Origin of the sequence: Pseudoalteromonas holothuriae, from assembly GCF_945859825.1 — a bacterium.
GTDB classification, from domain to species: Bacteria; Pseudomonadota; Gammaproteobacteria; order Enterobacterales; family Alteromonadaceae; genus Pseudoalteromonas; species Pseudoalteromonas holothuriae.
In genome coordinates, this window is sequence record NZ_CAMAPC010000006.1 from 224,211 (window position 1) to 240,616 (window position 16,406).

The following is a 16,406-nucleotide window of genomic DNA, read 5'->3' on the forward strand; positions in this document are numbered from 1 at the left end:
GTATATCTCGAACGCAACAAAGTATGCCGCCTACATAGCGCGGCATATTTTAGAGATTAACGTTGTTACGTACCAGATACAATAAAGTGTGCAAGTTGGGTTGATAACTTATCAGCAAGCTTATGCATCGCGTTATTCTTAGCCGTTTGTGCGTAAGATGAAGCGGCTTTTACTTTGCTATTAAAGTGTGCTTTTTCTCGGCCATTTTCAGTCACTACTAAAAAGCTCTCTCCAATACTATAGAAAGTGTCTGCCTTTTTTATGTGTTGCCAATTTACTCTAAATGACAGTTCAAAATCAGCCTCATTTGGTACTATGTGAATTCCATTGCTCGTCAAGGCTCTGGCAAGTAAGTCTTTAATATTAATGTGCTTATAAGAGTCTGGGGTAATATTAAAGCTTAAGCTATTGAGTATTTCTTCACTTTTGGCAAGTTGTGTTAACACCGTCGATGGTTTAGTCAACTTAACGGCTTGTAGCATACTGAGGTAGTCATTGAGCTTAGTGCGTTTAACAGCAAGCTTTCTTACTTTGATAGCGTGCTTTAGACGTTGTGATTTAGTTGGGCTATTGAGCACTACCTGCATGATTTCATCATCTATACCACGGATACTTAACTCCGTCTGCATTGTTGCTTGCGTTCGATTAAAAGAAGCTAATGCATAGGCTGTTTTACCCTGCTGGTATTGTTGTTCTATGTTTACGCCTTGTAGCAAAATATTAGGCACCTGCGAGTTTATCACTTCATCTACATGATATTGCATCGACTTTTCTGTTGCGCGTTGCGATATGTTGGTAGTTGCGGAGATAGTCACATTTAACTGTTTGGCAAGAGCTAAGCGTGCTGACTCTTGTGCAGCAAGCTTAGCGTTTTGCATATCTCCAACGCTGTCAGCGACGCCGACGCCATATATTAAATAATCAGACGTTGGCGTTTGAACTATCCAATCGGGTACGGCAGTATCAGGTTTATTTGTAGTGGTTGTTTGACAGCCAGCAAGCAATAATAAACTCAGGCAAACCGTTGCTGTTAACCTAGAACCCATAGCCTGAACGCTCTTGTAGTTTTTGAATTTTCTTTTGTCCATTCCACACCTCACGATTGCTGGTCATATCAATTAAACGTAAATCTACTTGGTAGAAGGTAACTCGTTTACCACCTTGTTGATCAACAAAAGAGTTAATCGTGCCAGAGAGTGCGTAATCCGCACCTTGCTCTTGTCCCATCTCATTTTGCGTTTCAAGAGAAGCATTTAACTCTTGGTCTTTGCGCTCTTCCCTAATTTCATTTCTAATTTCTTGATTGGCCACAAAGTCAGCTTGTCCTGAGCGCAAAATAGCACGCTTCAAATCATTTAAAAAAGTATCTACTGCGATATGTTGATGTGACTTGTTACGTACCGTCTGAACGATAATCGCGGGGCGGGAGCCTTCATTTTTTAGATGATCATTTACCCAAGGAAAGCTTAGCATGTCACTTATCATCGCCTCAGCGACCAGTTGTGAATCTTTACCATTCCACTTATCAGATAATGCGACTTCTTGATTTGCATCTATGCGTTCTACTTTTGTACTTTTGCAGGCACTCAGAGAGAGTGTTGCAAGCACTGCAAAAGGAACAAACTTAATTAATGTGCGATTGTTTTTCATACCATTATTCCATGTTCAAAGTTGATTTTGTGAGAGTGGCTTGCTCACTATTTTTGGTTACAAAAGTGTGAGTGTGCCATAGGCTCATGTTTTTGTTCACCATGAGCTTTTCACTGTGTTCGATAATACGTCCCGAGCTCAAGTAAGTTTTTATGGTGATTTGTTGCTCGCCAATAGGGAGTGAAAACTGTGCTAAACGAATTTCAGATGGTAATGTTTGCCATTGCCTTGTGTCTGCTGAAGCGGTCACTGCATTAACAACAGAAGTAGAGAGTTTTGCTAATCGGCCTAATAAATTATCTTGCTTTACACCGGCTTCTTTTAATAATTTTTTAGCTGATAATGCCTTACTTAACTCCCTCACCAACGCCATTTGTATTTCGTTATGTGATTTTTTTAAGGCATCTTGCAAAGTGAGTAAACTGATAGAATGATATGGAAGTAATTGTGTATGTCGTTTTCCAGCCACCCAAATTTCACTCTTCGTGATAGGGGTATCAATTGGCTCAAGGTAAGTGACCGATATTCTTGAACCAAACTCTAAAGCGTCTATTATGCCCAGCTTTACAGCGTCATCCCACAAAGGGCCTAACGGAATGCGTTTGGTGACGACACCCATCGCAACATCGCCGATATCACCTAGCATATAATTTTGAATCATATCAAATAAACTGGTATCTGCATGCAACATGCTAAACCAGCGCATTTGTGCCCTGCGTTCTTTAGTATTGCCAAATACAATGGGTGTCATTACGAGTGCTTTGGCTTGTGTGTCCGCTTTAAGTAACAAGTTCAGTTGTTTTCGTTGTGGTGCAATGCCAATATTTTGTATCACGGTAACGTTTGCTAAATTGTTGCTGTTTTGAACTATATCTTGATGTTTTTTACGTAAAGCGAGCAGCTCAGTTTCATAACCGCCAGCATGTTGCATAACACGTAGTAGGCCTGCAAGCGCTTTATTAGAGATTTCTGCTGGTAATTTATACTGTTGTTCAAAGCCATTTTCGTATATTTGCATGGCACGTTGATATTGTAAGCGAGCAGAGTCAAACTCTGCACTTTGTTCAAACAATACGCCACTTAAAAAATGTGCAAAAGCATCATCCTTGTAGTCGATATTATTGAGTAAATCCGTTGGAGTAAAAACCGGTGTTAGCACTCGATTGATTTTTGCAGTAAGAGAATCATCGGTTTGCACGCTATTATAGCCACCAGTTTCATCTTTAAGTTGGGCTAAAAATACATCGAGTTGGCGCATTTCAATCAGTGCAGCGTCAAAATAACTATCTGCTTTTGTTGGTTGGGACTTTGCCAGTGCACTGAAGTTGAGCGCCTTCATTATATGAATTTGTGGTACGTAGTAGGCTTCTCCTTTGAACGTTGCATAAGTTGGTCCACTAAATTGAGTCATGACTAATTGAGAAATACTTTGTGTATAAAACGAGTCAATTAGAGTCAGTGCATCGCTTAAATGTTGATTACTTTGTGCAAAGTTTTTTTCAAGATGAAATAGACTTGCCAATTCTAAATGGTAGAGTAATCGTTCGTTACCTGACTTACTGTAATTATTGGTAATGGTTTGTTTGGCTTTAACAAAGTTACCCTGTTGTACCAACTGTGCAGGGGAGAGTTGTTGAAACGGTGTAAGATTACATGCACTAAGTAGGCAAAGTTGAACTAAAACAACAAATAATAAAATAACTTTTTTTATACTGGCACTCAATGAAGCGTCCTTTGCATATTCGTGAAGTGACGAATTCATACTATCAATGTCAGTAAGTTAATAGAACTATAAACTTTATAAAAGCAATAAATTGTTAAAAATCGTTTTTACAATTTATTACTGTTAGTCTAGAAATAGTTTGCTAGATTGGAATCAAAGAAATGCTTCGGGCCAAAAGGAAAGAATATGAAAATTAAACCTCTGATCACTACGCTTGTACTTGCTGGGATGCTGACAGCCTGTAGTTCAACTGATGAGAACGGGGCATCTAGCCCAAGAGTGAATATTCCAGATTGGGTACTTAGCCCTATTATTGAAGATGGTATTGCTGCGGCTGATTGTGTTAAGTATTCTGGGAATATTTCAGTGGATCAGAAAATGGCGGTAGCAAATTCACGCTTGGCGCTTGCGCAACAAATTGAAGTGCGTATTGAAGGTTTAGATAAAACATTCTCTAATCGCACCGATGCAAATGATGCAACCTCTGTTGGTAGTACGTTCAGCTCTGTATCTAAACAACTCACCAAACAAACGCTGAATGGGTCTCGTGTAGTAAAAGCAGATGTGGTTGATATATCAGGAAAAGACTATTTTTGTGCTTTGACTACATTATCGCCTGAGCTAACTAAAACTTTATTCAAAGATTTAGTCAAAACAGCAAAGCCTAGTATTGACCCAAGAGATGAGCAATTTTTATATCAAGAGTTTAAAGCATTTAAGGCACAGCAAGATTTAGAAAAAGAGATTGCCAAATTGACTAATTAAGCTTGGGCATGTGGAGTGCAGCTTAAATGTACTTCACCGTTAAAGGACTTATTGGTAGTTTTAGGGAGTGATTATGCTTAAAAAAATAACCACGTTTGTTGTATGTATGCAGCTTGCTTCAATGACAGCTCATGCATCGCAAACAGTTTTGTTTAGTGAACTTGATGAAGCAATGCAGCAATGGCAAAGCGATTTTCAACAAGATAAAGCATCCAGTGAATTTGAGCTTTTTAAACAACAGCATTTACAAGCTTTCGATAAGTATGTAGAGCAACACTTTGCTGAACTTGACGCTTTTCGAGATCAGTTGATTGCGAAGTGGGGTGAGGCAAAAGTGACAGACAATGCGCGCTATGTTGATTATAACGCTGCAAATGATGCTCGCTTAGTTGTTGATTTTGAAAATAATCGTTTATCAATCTCTGTCCGGCACGAAGAATTACATACACCATCCACTGAGCAGGCAAGGGAGGCTTTTGAAGTTTTTTTATCTGAAAATAGAGCGCTATTAGATGCTTTTTTTCAAGGACGTGAGCAACACCTAGACCCAACAGAATTATCCTCCACACATAGGTATAATCTCGATAACGCAAAAAAGGCGCAGTCGTTGCTTGTGGCTCGACAGCAAATTGAGCAGCAAACTAAACAGCAGCAACAACTGATAGAGCGTCAGCTTGATAATAAACTAGCTTTAACTACATCAGCTTCTGACACACATAAAGCACAGACATTGTTAAATGAGAAAAAACAGCAATTGGAACAGTTGCAAACGAAGCGAGTTCGGCGCTTAAAAAACAGCATCAAGGCAATTGCTGCAGCACCACAGTCACAATCACAAGTGAGCGAATTTTCAATTTCATTACCAAAAAGTAACAACTTTCCACAGCGGGCCAAAGCGTATACAAAGCAGATAGTCGACAATAGTCAGCGCTTTGATATTGCTTCGAGCTTAGTATTTTCTGTGATGCATACTGAAAGCCATTTTAACCCTTTAGCTAAGTCCGCTATTCCTGCATTTGGCTTAATGCAAGTGGTACCAACCAGCGCTGGGGTAGATGTAAATCGATTTTTGTATAATTTGGATGAACCAATGACGGGCCCTTATTTGTTTGTAGCTGATAACAATATAGAGGCAGGTGCGGCTTACCTTCATATACTCGATAAGCGCTACTTACGCCACATAATAGATCCATTAAGCAGAAAATATTGCATGATAGCGGCATATAACACTGGAGCGGGTAATGTTGCGAGGGTGTTTAATAGTGATAATTCACGTAATATTAAAAAAGCCAGTCGTATTATTAACTCAATGACGCCAGAGCTCGTATTAGCAGCATTAGAGCAAGGTCTTCCGTATGATGAAACTAAACATTATTTGCAAAGAGTACTTGAGCGAGAGCACCTTTACCAGACAATTTAATTTCTAAACTTGTAGCGCTTCGCTGCGTGATTATATTATCTATATTGTAACCTTCAATTAAGAACAAAAAATTAGTATTTATGTAGGCATCATTTAAAATTAAGGACATGAATACATGTTTACATTGCTTCTTTGAATCTCCCATAATGGATTGTTTACAGCAGCCCGTTAGGCGTTAGATATGTGAGGAAACTTATTTTCTTGCGTAGTTTTCCTCTTCAGTTTAAAAAGATTAATATAAGTAGAAATTCAATGGGGTTGAGTAGTGTAAACACGTAATTAAAGCTTGTTTCTCATGGAGTTAAAGCTGCTCTAGTTGAGATACTATTTCTTTAGTTCAAGCGTATGGTAATAATGAACGTATTCAGGTAACAGGTTTTCGTGTTGGTGCATTATCAACTACACCAATCACTGTTATTCCTGATGCTCAGATGATAAGTACAGGCCTTACTAATATAGTCGATTTACAACATAACCTTAACTCTGGATAAACGAAATGTTACGTCACCGCTCTTTTTGGGTATTTCTGAGTTGAATTCGCTAGCAATAGCCCGCTGCATATTGAAATTTTTTGCCCCCAGTTACTAAGTCACTTATCTATCGTAATACTTGATCATTTATTAATGCAATTAGTATAACTTATGTAATAAGCAGTACACTTTCATTTTATATTTTGATTCGTGGGCGCGATATTATTTGTGACATAAAAGAGATAAATATTATATAAAAAGGCCGCATTAAGCGGCCTTTTATTCTATCTACTATTGCTAGTCAGTATGACTAGATTCAACATTTTATTGAGGCGTTGAAGACATAGCCATTGTTGACGTCATACCTGCACTTGCTTTACCCATAGGCGCTTTAGAGCCTGCAGATAAACCAGAGTTAGCAACAACTTCACGAGCCTCATGGGGCATGGCTGAAGGTGTGATCACATCTACTTGCTCATCAACACTACTTGCTTTTTTCATCGGTGCGCTGGCGTTGTTTGTGCAACGTCTACGCGATATAGAAGCTATACCATTAACATTCTTGGCACTAGGTGCTTGCGATTGAGCTTCAGTCTCTGTTTTAACTGATTCAACAGCAGGTGCTTCTGGCTGAGCTTCAGTCTCTGTTTTAACTGATTCAACAGTAGGTGCTTCTGACTGAGCTTCAGTCTCTGCTTTAACTGGTTCAACAGCAGGTGCTTCTGGCTGAGCTTCAGTCTCTGTTTTAACTGATTCAACAGCAGGTGCTTCTGACTGAGCTTCAGTCTCTGCTTTAACTGGTTCAACAGCAGGTGCTTCTGTCTGAGCTTCAGTCTCTGTTTTAACTGATTCAACAGCAGGTGCTTCTGGCTGAGCTTCTGTCTTTGCTTTAACTGATTCAACAGCAGGTGCTTCTGACTTAGCTTCAGTCTCTGCTTTAACTGGTTCAACAGCAGGTGCTTCTGGCTGAGCTTCAGTCTCTGCTTCAACTGATTCAACAGCAGGTGCTTCTGGCTGAGCTTCTGTCTCTGCTTTAACTGGTTCAACAGCAGGTGCTTCTGGCACAATATCAGAGTTTGCTTTTACTTGAGCTGTTTCGTCCTCGCTTTTTAGCTGTGCTTCATATTCTGCTGCAGCTTGATCCGCAACAGGAATGAAAGCAGGTTCAGCATCTTTATCACCTTCGGGTTTACGACGACGCTGACCCGCAGCGCGCAGATGTCTTGGAGAGCGACGAGAGCGTGTTCTTGGTGTTTCGTCAGTACCTGCTTCTTCACCTTGCTTTGCTTGCTCAGGCTGCTCATCAATGACTGAATCAATAGGCTCTTGAACTAGTTTAGCATCAGAGGTAGGCTTATCAATATGCTGCTCTTTAACTTTTTCTTGACTCTTGCTTGAAGTTTCCGGAGTCTTTTTCTCAGGACTCGGTTGTTCCGTTGCAGCAGGCATAGCAGCTTGTTTATTTTCTGATACGTTTTCTACAGCAATTGATTCACTGCTAGTATCTGTTTGCTCGCTCACGCGCACTTTTTTGCGCATGTTACGGCGTTGACGTCGAGGCTTAACTCTCGTTTCTTTTGCTTCAACTTCAGTATTAACAACAGCTTCTTCTTTTGCAGGTTCAGTAGTGCTTACATCGTTGCGCTTGCGCTGGTTTTGGCGACGGCGTTTATTACGACCTTCGTTTTTATCACGACTGTCGTTACTTGGACGGCTTTCATTGTTACGTGTTTCTTGCTCAACACTGTTGTCCTGTGATTGCTCATCACGTTTTTTGGGGTTGTTTCGACGCCTGTTTTGATTTTTACGACGATTATCGTTACTACGGCGTGGCCTATGCTCAGGTTCTTTCTTTTGCTCTGGTGCCTTTTGTTCAGGCTCTGGCGTGAATAAGGCTTTTAGCCAATTGCTAATGCGTGTAAGCAGGCTTGGTTCAACTTTGGTTACAGCCGTTGGTTTAGCTGGTGCAGTTGGAGTAGATGCGGGAGCTGGAGCAGGAGCAGTAGGCATAACTACACCTTTTAATACCGGCTCTTCTTTCACAGCAACCGGTGCTCGAGACACTTCAATAACCTCAGGCTCTGGTACAGTCATTTGTTCGTAACTGGCGGCTTGAGAGGTTTCGTCTTTGCGCAAACGCAATACTTCGTAATGCGGAGTTTCCATGTGTTGGTTTGGAATAATGACAACATCACAGTTATGGCGTTTTTCGATTCTATGAACTGATTTACGTTTTTCGTTCAGTAAGAATGCACCGACGGCAACAGGCACTTGTGCATTCACTTGCGCTGTGTTGTCTTTAATTGCTTCTTCTTCAATCAAACGCAAGATAGACAAAGCAATCGAATCGTTTGAGCGAATTGTACCTTGACCACTACAGCGTGGGCATGAATGCTGGCTTGCTTCTCCTAGGCTAGGGCGTAGGCGTTGGCGAGACATTTCTAATAAGCCAAAGCGTGAAATTTTACCAATTTGTACGCGAGCTCTATCAGGACGCACTGCATCTTTTAAACGGTTTTCAACTTCTCGCTGGTGGCGAGGCGGCGTCATATCGATAAAGTCGATAACAATAAGGCCACCTAAGTCTCGTAGACGTAATTGACGTGCAATTTCGTCAGCGGCTTCTAAATTCGTATTCAGTGCTGTTTCTTCAATATCACCGCCTTTAGTTGCTTTTGACGAGTTGATATCGATAGAGGTTAAAGCTTCTGTTGGGTCAATAACTATCGAACCACCAGATGGGAGCCTAACTTCACGTTGGAACGCTGACTCAATCTGGCTTTCAATTTGATAGTGAGTGAATAGCGGCACATCATTTTGATAAAGCTTTACGCGACTGATGAAATCAGGACGAAAGCGTTCAATATGTGCTTTTGCTTCTTCAAAAACGCGCGCTTTATCAATTAAAATTTCACCGATATCACGACGTAAATAATCACGAATGGCACGGAAGATAACATTGCTTTCTTGATGTATTAAAAACGGTGCTTTACCGCCATCGGCAGCTTGCTGAATCGCTTGCCAATGTACAAGCAGTGCTTTAAGGTCGTAATCTAGCTCTTCGTAAGACTTACCAACACCTGCTGTGCGTACTATAAGCCCCATGCCTTTTGGTAAGTCTAAACGACTTAGCGCTTCTTTTAGCTCAATGCGTTCATCTCCTTCGATGCGGCGAGAAATACCACCAGCTCTTGGGTTGTTGGGCATCAATACTAAATAACTTCCCGCTACACTGATAAAAGTAGTAAGCGCTGCGCCTTTTTGGCCACGCTCTTCTTTATCAACTTGCACTATAACTTCTTGACCCTCTCTGATCACATCTTTGATATTAGGACGGCCGTTGAAGGTGTAACCACTTGGGAAATAAGTTTTTGCAATTTCTTTTAGAGGGAGAAAACCGTGACGCTCAGCGCCATAATCAACAAAAGCGGCTTCAAGTGATGGTTCGATACGGGTAATTTTACCCTTGTAAATGTTGGCTTTTTTCTGTTCGTGACCAGGGCTTTCGATATCTAGATCGTATAAGCGTTGGCCGTCAACCAGTGCAACGCGCATTTCTTCTTGCTGCGTAGCATTGATTAGCATACGTTTCATATTGTTACTCTACTTTCAAATTTAGTCGAGTCTGACTGTTTTCAGCATGAGCCGATTTAGTGTTCCTTTGGTTTTAATGCAGTCTCACGACTGGGGAAAGCGGGAACAATTCACATTAACCTTGCCAAGCAATGTACTTTGCTAGTGTTTTTTACACCTGCAGCAAGCATTGGGCAATGCATTTCGCATTTGGTTTTTCGCACGGGCTAAATAGCTCGCTGCTGTTAACTATCAGACAAATATCTTTATTTTTGCTTTTTATATATTTAATCATGCTCAACTCCACTTACGATCTATTACGCTCATCATAAGGTGTTAAACGCACGTGTTTGTTCGGGTGTGACAAAAGCTTTGGAAATCCTAGCTTCAATCTGTATGATCTGACACCCAGATGTGCTTCACGACTAGTATTTTGCGATTAAAAAGCGGTTTCGCAAAAAATGCGAGCCGATTATCCCACTAATACCCTCGTGATAGCAACTAAATTATTACTCAAATCAGTGATTAGGCAATGTCAGAAAAATCCGGTTTAAAAGTTAGCTTTGTTACCATTACCGAAGACCAAGAAGGTCAACGTGTAGATAACTTTTTGGTAACTCATCTAAAAGGTGTACCAAAGAGTGCGGTTTATAAAATTTTGCGCAAAGGAGAAGTACGTGTAAATAAAAAACGTGTTAAACCTGTTTATCGTTTGCAAATAGATGACCTCGTGCGTATTCCTCCCATTAGAACTGCAGAACGAGAAGAGTTCGTACCACGAAATTTAGATAAGGTTTCTGCGTTAGAAGATGCGATTATATTTGAAGATAAATATCTGATTGTTATAAATAAACCGTCTGGTATGGCAGTGCATGGTGGTAGTGGTTTGAGCTATGGTCTTATTGAGGCACTCAGAGCACTTAGACCTGAAGAAAAAAGCTTAGAGTTAGTCCACCGCCTAGATAGAGACACGTCAGGGTGTTTACTTATTTCTAAACGACGTTCAATTTTAAAAGGTTTACACGAACAATTGCGTGAAAAAACCATGGAAAAAAACTATTGGGCATTAGTGACAGGTGAATGGGCTGCAAAGATAAAAAATGTAACAGAACCACTGAGAAAAAACACCTTACAATCGGGTGAGAGGGTAGTTCGGGTTGATGAAGAGCAAGGCAAAGCGTCTCATACTCGCTTTAGAGTGCTGGAACGTTTTAGTGACTGTACGCTAGTTCAAGCATCACCTGTCACAGGGCGCACGCACCAGATCCGTGTTCACACCCAGTGTAAAGGCCACCCAATTGCATGTGATGATAAATATGGCGATCAAGTATTTGATTCAAAAATGCGCTCGCGGGGCTTAGGTCGATTATTTCTACATGCCCATGATTTACGTTTCTTACACCCAAAAACAGAGACAACGTTGCACGTCGAGGCGCCATTAGATAAGGCACTTACAAACTGTTTGACGACATTAAGGCAAGAGTGAATGCAGTACAAATTAGTCATTTTTGATTGGGACGGCACGATAATGGATTCAGTGCCAAAAATTGTTAATACCTTAAAATTAGCTGCCGAAAAAGTGGGTGTTTCGGTGCCTTGCGATGATAAAGCGGCTGCTATAATAGGTTTATCGCTAGATACCGCAGTAGCGACCTTGTTTCCTGATGACAATCAGCATTGGGCTGCGCTAATAAAGGCATATCAGCATCAGTATGTGCATGGCGATAATACTGCCACGCCGCTATTTGATAACGCGCATAACTCTATTCATCAGTTAAAATCGCAAGGTGTATTGCTTGCTGTGGCAACAGGTAAAAGTCGTGCTGGTTTAGAGCGTATGTTGTTGCAAACAGGCTTAGGTCAATATTTTGTGACAACACGCACTGCAGATGAAGCGAATTCCAAACCCAGTCCTGATATGATCAACCAGATCCTTGATGAGCTTGATATAGCTATTGAAGATGCGGTGATGATAGGTGATTCATTATTAGACATGAAAATGGCAGAAAATGCGGGTGTTGATGCTATTGCGATGAGTTGTGGTGCAGCCAGTGCAGAGCAGTTACAACAAAGCAGTGCACTGACTATTTGTGAGAATTACCAGCAGTTAGAATCATTCCTGCAGCGCAAGCACATCGATTCCATGCTCTGCGAGTAATTCATTCAGTCGAATCAAAGGGAGGCCGATAAGGCTATTTGGGTCGTCTCCCTCAAGTTTATCAAACAAGCAAATACCTAACCCCTCACTTTTAAAGCTGCCAGCACATTGATAAGGCTTCTCAGCATCACAATAGGCTTCGATTTGTGACAAAGTCAGGGTTTTAAAATACACCGAGAATGGCTCAACAATGGTTTTGGACTTATTATTCTTGATGTCAAACAGGCATAATCCCGTTAAAAAAGTGACCTTGTCTGAACTAAATGTACTTAACTGTTTGATCGCATTCTTCTTGTTATGCGGTTTTCCTAATATTTGACCGTTGTGTAGTGCTACTTGGTCTGAGCCAATTACTAAACCGCTATTAAAGTGTTTTAAAGCGCTACGAGCTTTGCACTCACTGAGCCTTATTACAAGTTGTTCTGCGGTTTCATTCTTCAATGGGCTTTCATCAATATCCGGTGAGAAGCTTTCAAAGGGTAAGTTAAGTTTTTTAAAAATAGACTGCCTAAATACAGAACTTGAGGCTAAAATAAAGGGTATTTTCATTAATACTCGCAGGTCAATTTAAACGTGTTGCTAGGATAGGGCGCAATAACGCGAAAAACAAAGGAAAGTTTGATTTTTATTTTGACTAAACTACTAACTATCTATATGATGCAGCCCCTATGCAAAAGGTGAAAATTCCCGTCACCCTTGATCCTTGTAGAGCCGCTCAGCGTCGTTTAAGTTATGACGGAACTGTGCAGCTTGAAGAGCTTTCTCGATTAGAGCAAGTTGTACAAGATCAATCAGGTGAAATAGCGGTAAACATTCATTGCAAAAATGATGAACAAGGGTTAGTTGTTGTTAGCGGAACTATTCGCGCACACCTGACTGTTATTTGTCAGCGATGTAATGATGAATTAGGGTTGGATTTGGTACAAGACTTTGCTTATTCTCCTGTTGGATTAGGTTCAGAGTCAGATGATCTTCCCGATTGCTACGATATGGCAGAGCTAAATGAAGAAGGTGAAATCAATCTTCGTCAACTTATAGAAGACGAAACGATTTTGGCTATTCCTATAGTTCCTACCCATGACGAAGCATCATGCGCCTATTCTGAGAAGCCTGCCAGCTTCGGGGATATAGAGTCGCAAGAGAACAAACCAAATCCATTTGAAATTTTAAAACAACTTAAGAAAGATTCTTAGGAGAAGGCTAATGGCAGTACAAAAAAGCAAAAAGTCTCGCGCAAGACGTGGTATGCGTCGTTCACACGATGCTATCAGTGGACCAGCTTTAACTGTAGATCAAGTATCAGGTGAGACTCATCGTCGTCACCACGTGACTGCAGATGGTTACTACAAAGGCGTTAAAGTAATTTCTAACTAAGAGATTGCTTTATGCTAACTCATCTAACCATAGCGTTAGATATGATGGGGGGCGATTACGGCCCCCGTTCATCTATCCCGGCAGCAGTCACTGCTGTTAACAAGCATTGTAATCTGGTGCTGCTCCTTTGCGGTAACGAAGCCGTTATCAGCGATGGCCTTAGTAAGCTCGACTCACTTAATCACCCTAGATTAGTCATTAAACACTGCACTGAAGTCGTTACTAATAGCTGTGAACCAGCGCATGCCTTAAGAAATAAAAAAGCCTCGTCAATGCGTATCGCACTGGATTTAGTCAAATCTGGTGAAGCACAAGCTTGTGTTAGTTCTGGCAATACTGGCGCGTTGTTTTTTATGGCGCATTATGTATTAAAAATGCTGCCTGGTATTAAACGTCCTGCATTGATCTCTGCCGTTCCCACAGAAAAAAAACAACCTGTGTATCTGTTAGATTTAGGCGCTAATGTTCACTGTGATGGCCAAACGTTATTTGAATTTGGCATTATGGGGTCCATTGTTGCAGGTCAAGCGTTAGATTTAGCTCAGCCTAAAGTGTATTTACTCAATATTGGTTCAGAAGATATAAAAGGGCATGATGGTATTAAACAAGCAGCGCAATTGATGAAAAATTGTGAGCACATTAATTATCAAGGTTACTGTGAAGGCAGTGATATGTTTTCTGGTAAAGCCGACGTGATAGTGTGTGAAGGGTTTGTTGGTAACGTCGCGCTTAAAACATGTGAAGGCATTGCTAAACTTATTATGCATAAGTTTACAAAAGCACTAAAAAAGCATGCTTTTTATCGTCTCATCGCATTTGTCTTACGCCCTATAATAAAAAAGCTCTATAAAAGGGTGAACCCCGACCAGTATAACGGTGCTAGTCTGGTAGGATTGCGGGGCATTGTTGTGAAAAGCCATGGAAATGCTTCAAATAAAGCATTTCTTGCTGCGATTGAGGAAGCTGCCCAAGAAGTAGAGCGCTGTATTCCAGAAAAAATTCAAGCTACTTTTGCGCACATAGCATCAAAATCAGAACATCCGTCATCGTCATTCAGCAAATGATTTACTTTTGTCTAGAATTCACGTGGCGTAACTATTACTAGAAGAGCACTATAAATGTCACAAAGAATTGCACTTTTATTCCCCGGTCAAGGCTCTCAAGCCGTTGGCATGTTGTCAGAACTGTTAGAGTCATCAAAGGTTGTGAAGCACACATTTGCTGAAGCTTCTGCTGCATTGGGATATGACCTTGCATCGATGGTGCTACAGGGGCCTGAAGACGAGCTTAATCAAACACACCGAACGCAACCTGCTTTATTAACTGCAAGTGTTGCAATTTACAGGTATTGGCTTGAGAGTAATCAAGGTAAAGACGTCATTATGGCAGGCCATAGTTTAGGTGAATACTCGGCTTTAGTTTGCGCAGGGGTATTACCATTAAGTGAAGCAGTAAAGCTGGTTGAAAAGCGCGGTTTATATATGCAAGAAGCTGTGCCTGCAGGTGTTGGCTCTATGGCGGCGATCATTGGTTTAGATGATGCGGCCATTGAGACTGCATGCGTTAATTCGGCGCTTGAGCAAATAGTGTCGCCAGTTAATTACAACTCTCCTGGTCAAGTTGTCATTGCAGGTCACAAAGAAGCAGTTGAGCGTGCTTCACTAGCGTGTAAAGAAGCCGGAGCAAAACGTGCATTGCCATTGGCTGTAAGTGTGCCCTCACATTGTGCATTAATGAAGCCAGCGGCACGAAAGTTAGCGGCAGATTTAGCTGATTTAGAGTTCGGCAATGCATCGACAGAAGTTATTAATAATGTGGATGTAACCGTTTCAGTATCAGAACAAGAAATAAAGGATGCACTAGTACGTCAACTATATAGTCCAGTTCGTTGGACGGAGACAGTTCAACTATTGGCAAAGCAAGGTATAACACAAGCATATGAGTTTGGACCAGGTAAAGTTATTACTGGCCTAGTTAAACGAATTGATAAATCTGTTGCTTGTAGTGCAGTTAATGACACTACATCGATAGCGGCGGCACAATAATGAGAGAAGAACAAAGACGATGAGTAAATTATTTTCATTAGAAGGTAAAGTTATTTTGGTAACTGGGGCTAGTCGCGGTATCGGTAAAGCCGTTGCTAATCAATTGGTTGCACAAGGTGCTAAGGTTGCTGGCACAGCAACCAGCGAATCAGGCGCTGAGAAAATTAGTGAATATTTAGGTGCTAATGGTAAAGGTTATGCACTTAACGTTACTGATGTTGATTCTATCGCGAGTACACTTGCGGCTATCAAGGCGGATCTCGGTGATGTAGATGTCCTCGTTAATAATGCAGGTATTACTCGCGATAATTTATTAATGCGTATGAAAGAAAGTGAGTGGGACGATATTATCGATACTAACTTAAGTTCTATTTATCGACTGTCAAAAGCGGTATTGCGGCCCATGATGAAGAAAAAATCGGGTCGTATTATTAACATTGGCTCTGTAGTTGGTACTATGGGTAACGCAGGACAAGCTAATTATGCCGCTGCAAAAGCGGGTGTTATTGGATTCTCAAAATCCTTAGCACGTGAGGTTGCTTCTCGCGGTATTACTGTTAACGTTATTGCGCCAGGGTTTATTCAAACAGATATGACTAACGAGTTAACAGACGAACAAAAAGCAGCTACGCTTGCAAATGTTCCGGCTGGACGCTTAGGTCAACCTGAAGAAATTGCTGCAGCCGTATGTTATTTAGCCTCTGATGCTGCTGCATACATATCTGGTGAAACATTGCACGTAAATGGCGCGATGTACATGGTATAAAGTTGCAAAGTAGATAATTTTAGTTTTAATTTTTTATGATCTTGCAGCAAACAGACTTGAAATTGCTATTAAAATAAGCGATAAAAGTAGAAAATATGAGTAGAGAGGTTTGACCAGATAAAAAATTCTGAGCAAATCCTTGAATCACAGGATTATGCGCCGTAAACTACGCCGCAATCTGAAAATAACGCAAATGCGTTTTAATAAAGGAAAGAAGAATGAGCGATATTCAAGAACGCGTAAGAAAAATCATTATCGAGCAACTAGGTGTTAAAGAAGAAGAAGTTAAATCAGAAGCGTCTTTTGTAGATGATTTAGGTGCTGACTCACTTGATACTGTTGAGCTTGTAATGGCTCTTGAAGAAGAGTTCGATACTGAGATCCCTGATGAAGAAGCAGAGAAGATCACTACTGTTCAAGCAGCGATCGATTACGTTACTGCTCACGCTGAGTAATTAGCGA

The 16,406-nt window shown here is 40.9% G+C and carries 15 protein-coding genes; 10 read left to right on the forward strand and 5 right to left on the reverse strand.

Going from position 1 to position 16,406, the window contains the following annotated elements; translation table 11 throughout:
• Nucleotides 1-65: 65 nt before the first annotated feature.
• The 3 genes from OCI93_RS10395 to OCI93_RS10405 are packed head-to-tail and all read right to left on the reverse strand — an operon-like array spanning nucleotide 66 to nucleotide 3,373.
• Nucleotides 66-1,088, reverse strand: a complete 1,023-nt coding sequence (locus tag OCI93_RS10395) for an LPP20 family lipoprotein (RefSeq protein WP_261626361.1) — start codon at nucleotides 1,086-1,088, stop codon at nucleotides 66-68.
• The gene (locus OCI93_RS10400; protein WP_261626362.1) at nucleotides 1,036-1,650 is read right to left on the reverse strand and encodes a penicillin-binding protein activator LpoB; all 615 of its coding nucleotides are present in this window, start codon (nucleotides 1,648-1,650) and stop codon (nucleotides 1,036-1,038) included. The genes OCI93_RS10395 and OCI93_RS10400 overlap by 53 nt, the downstream gene beginning before the upstream one ends.
• Before the next feature lie 4 nt (nucleotides 1,651-1,654).
• Entirely contained in the window at nucleotides 1,655-3,373 is a 1,719-nt protein-coding gene (locus OCI93_RS10405; protein ID WP_261592366.1) for a COG3014 family protein, read from the reverse strand.
• Nucleotides 3,374-3,559: 186 nt separating this feature from the next.
• On the opposite strand from OCI93_RS10405, the gene OCI93_RS10410 reads away from it, so the two are divergent.
• Together OCI93_RS10410 and OCI93_RS10415 are read left to right on the forward strand one after the other, a co-directional pair.
• Entirely contained in the window at nucleotides 3,560-4,138 is a 579-nt protein-coding gene (locus OCI93_RS10410) for a hypothetical protein (protein ID WP_261592367.1), read from the forward strand.
• Between the two features lie 73 nt (nucleotides 4,139-4,211).
• Nucleotides 4,212-5,558, forward strand: a complete 1,347-nt coding sequence (locus OCI93_RS10415) for a transglycosylase SLT domain-containing protein (protein WP_261592368.1) — start codon at nucleotides 4,212-4,214, stop codon at nucleotides 5,556-5,558.
• Nucleotides 5,559-6,352: 794 nt separating this feature from the next.
• On the opposite strand, the gene rne is transcribed toward OCI93_RS10415, so the two are convergent.
• Nucleotides 6,353-9,622, reverse strand: a complete 3,270-nt coding sequence (gene rne / locus OCI93_RS10420) for a ribonuclease E (protein ID WP_261626363.1) — start codon at nucleotides 9,620-9,622, stop codon at nucleotides 6,353-6,355.
• A 511-nt stretch (nucleotides 9,623-10,133) separates the two neighbouring features.
• Here rne and rluC point away from each other — a divergent pair.
• Together rluC and OCI93_RS10430 are read left to right on the forward strand one after the other, a co-directional pair.
• Nucleotides 10,134-11,087 (forward strand): 23S rRNA pseudouridine(955/2504/2580) synthase RluC, encoded by a 954-nt coding sequence (rluC, locus tag OCI93_RS10425; RefSeq protein ID WP_261592370.1) that lies wholly within the window; start codon nucleotides 10,134-10,136, stop codon nucleotides 11,085-11,087.
• Entirely contained in the window at nucleotides 11,088-11,759 is a 672-nt protein-coding gene (locus tag OCI93_RS10430) for an HAD-IIIA family hydrolase (RefSeq protein ID WP_261626364.1), read from the forward strand.
• Here the strand turns inward: OCI93_RS10430 and OCI93_RS10435 are convergent.
• On the reverse strand, nucleotides 11,715-12,308 hold the full coding sequence (locus tag OCI93_RS10435) for a Maf family protein (protein WP_261592372.1): 594 nt from the start codon (nucleotides 12,306-12,308) through the stop codon (nucleotides 11,715-11,717). The genes OCI93_RS10430 and OCI93_RS10435 overlap by 45 nt on opposite strands.
• Before the next feature lie 119 nt (nucleotides 12,309-12,427).
• Between OCI93_RS10435 and yceD the strand changes: the two genes are divergently transcribed.
• From yceD to acpP, 6 genes are all read left to right on the forward strand, one after another.
• Nucleotides 12,428-12,952, forward strand: coding sequence for a 23S rRNA accumulation protein YceD (gene yceD, locus OCI93_RS10440; protein WP_261592373.1), 525 nt, complete (start codon nucleotides 12,428-12,430; stop codon nucleotides 12,950-12,952).
• Between the two features lie 10 nt (nucleotides 12,953-12,962).
• Nucleotides 12,963-13,133, forward strand: a complete 171-nt coding sequence (rpmF, locus tag OCI93_RS10445) for a 50S ribosomal protein L32 (RefSeq protein WP_070985127.1) — start codon at nucleotides 12,963-12,965, stop codon at nucleotides 13,131-13,133.
• A gap of 11 nt (nucleotides 13,134-13,144) precedes the next feature.
• Nucleotides 13,145-14,197 (forward strand): phosphate acyltransferase PlsX, encoded by a 1,053-nt coding sequence (gene plsX, locus OCI93_RS10450; protein ID WP_261592374.1) that lies wholly within the window; start codon nucleotides 13,145-13,147, stop codon nucleotides 14,195-14,197.
• A gap of 54 nt (nucleotides 14,198-14,251) precedes the next feature.
• On the forward strand, nucleotides 14,252-15,178 hold the full coding sequence (gene fabD / locus OCI93_RS10455; protein WP_261626365.1) for an ACP S-malonyltransferase: 927 nt from the start codon (nucleotides 14,252-14,254) through the stop codon (nucleotides 15,176-15,178).
• A 19-nt stretch (nucleotides 15,179-15,197) separates the two neighbouring features.
• A complete protein-coding gene (gene fabG / locus OCI93_RS10460; protein ID WP_261592376.1) occupies nucleotides 15,198-15,944 on the forward strand; it encodes a 3-oxoacyl-ACP reductase FabG in 747 nt (248 codons plus the stop codon).
• A gap of 218 nt (nucleotides 15,945-16,162) precedes the next feature.
• Nucleotides 16,163-16,399: an acyl carrier protein gene (gene acpP / locus OCI93_RS10465; RefSeq protein WP_261592377.1), complete on the forward strand. Its 237-nt coding sequence runs from the start codon at nucleotides 16,163-16,165 to the stop codon at nucleotides 16,397-16,399.
• Nucleotides 16,400-16,406 lie beyond the last annotated feature (7 nt).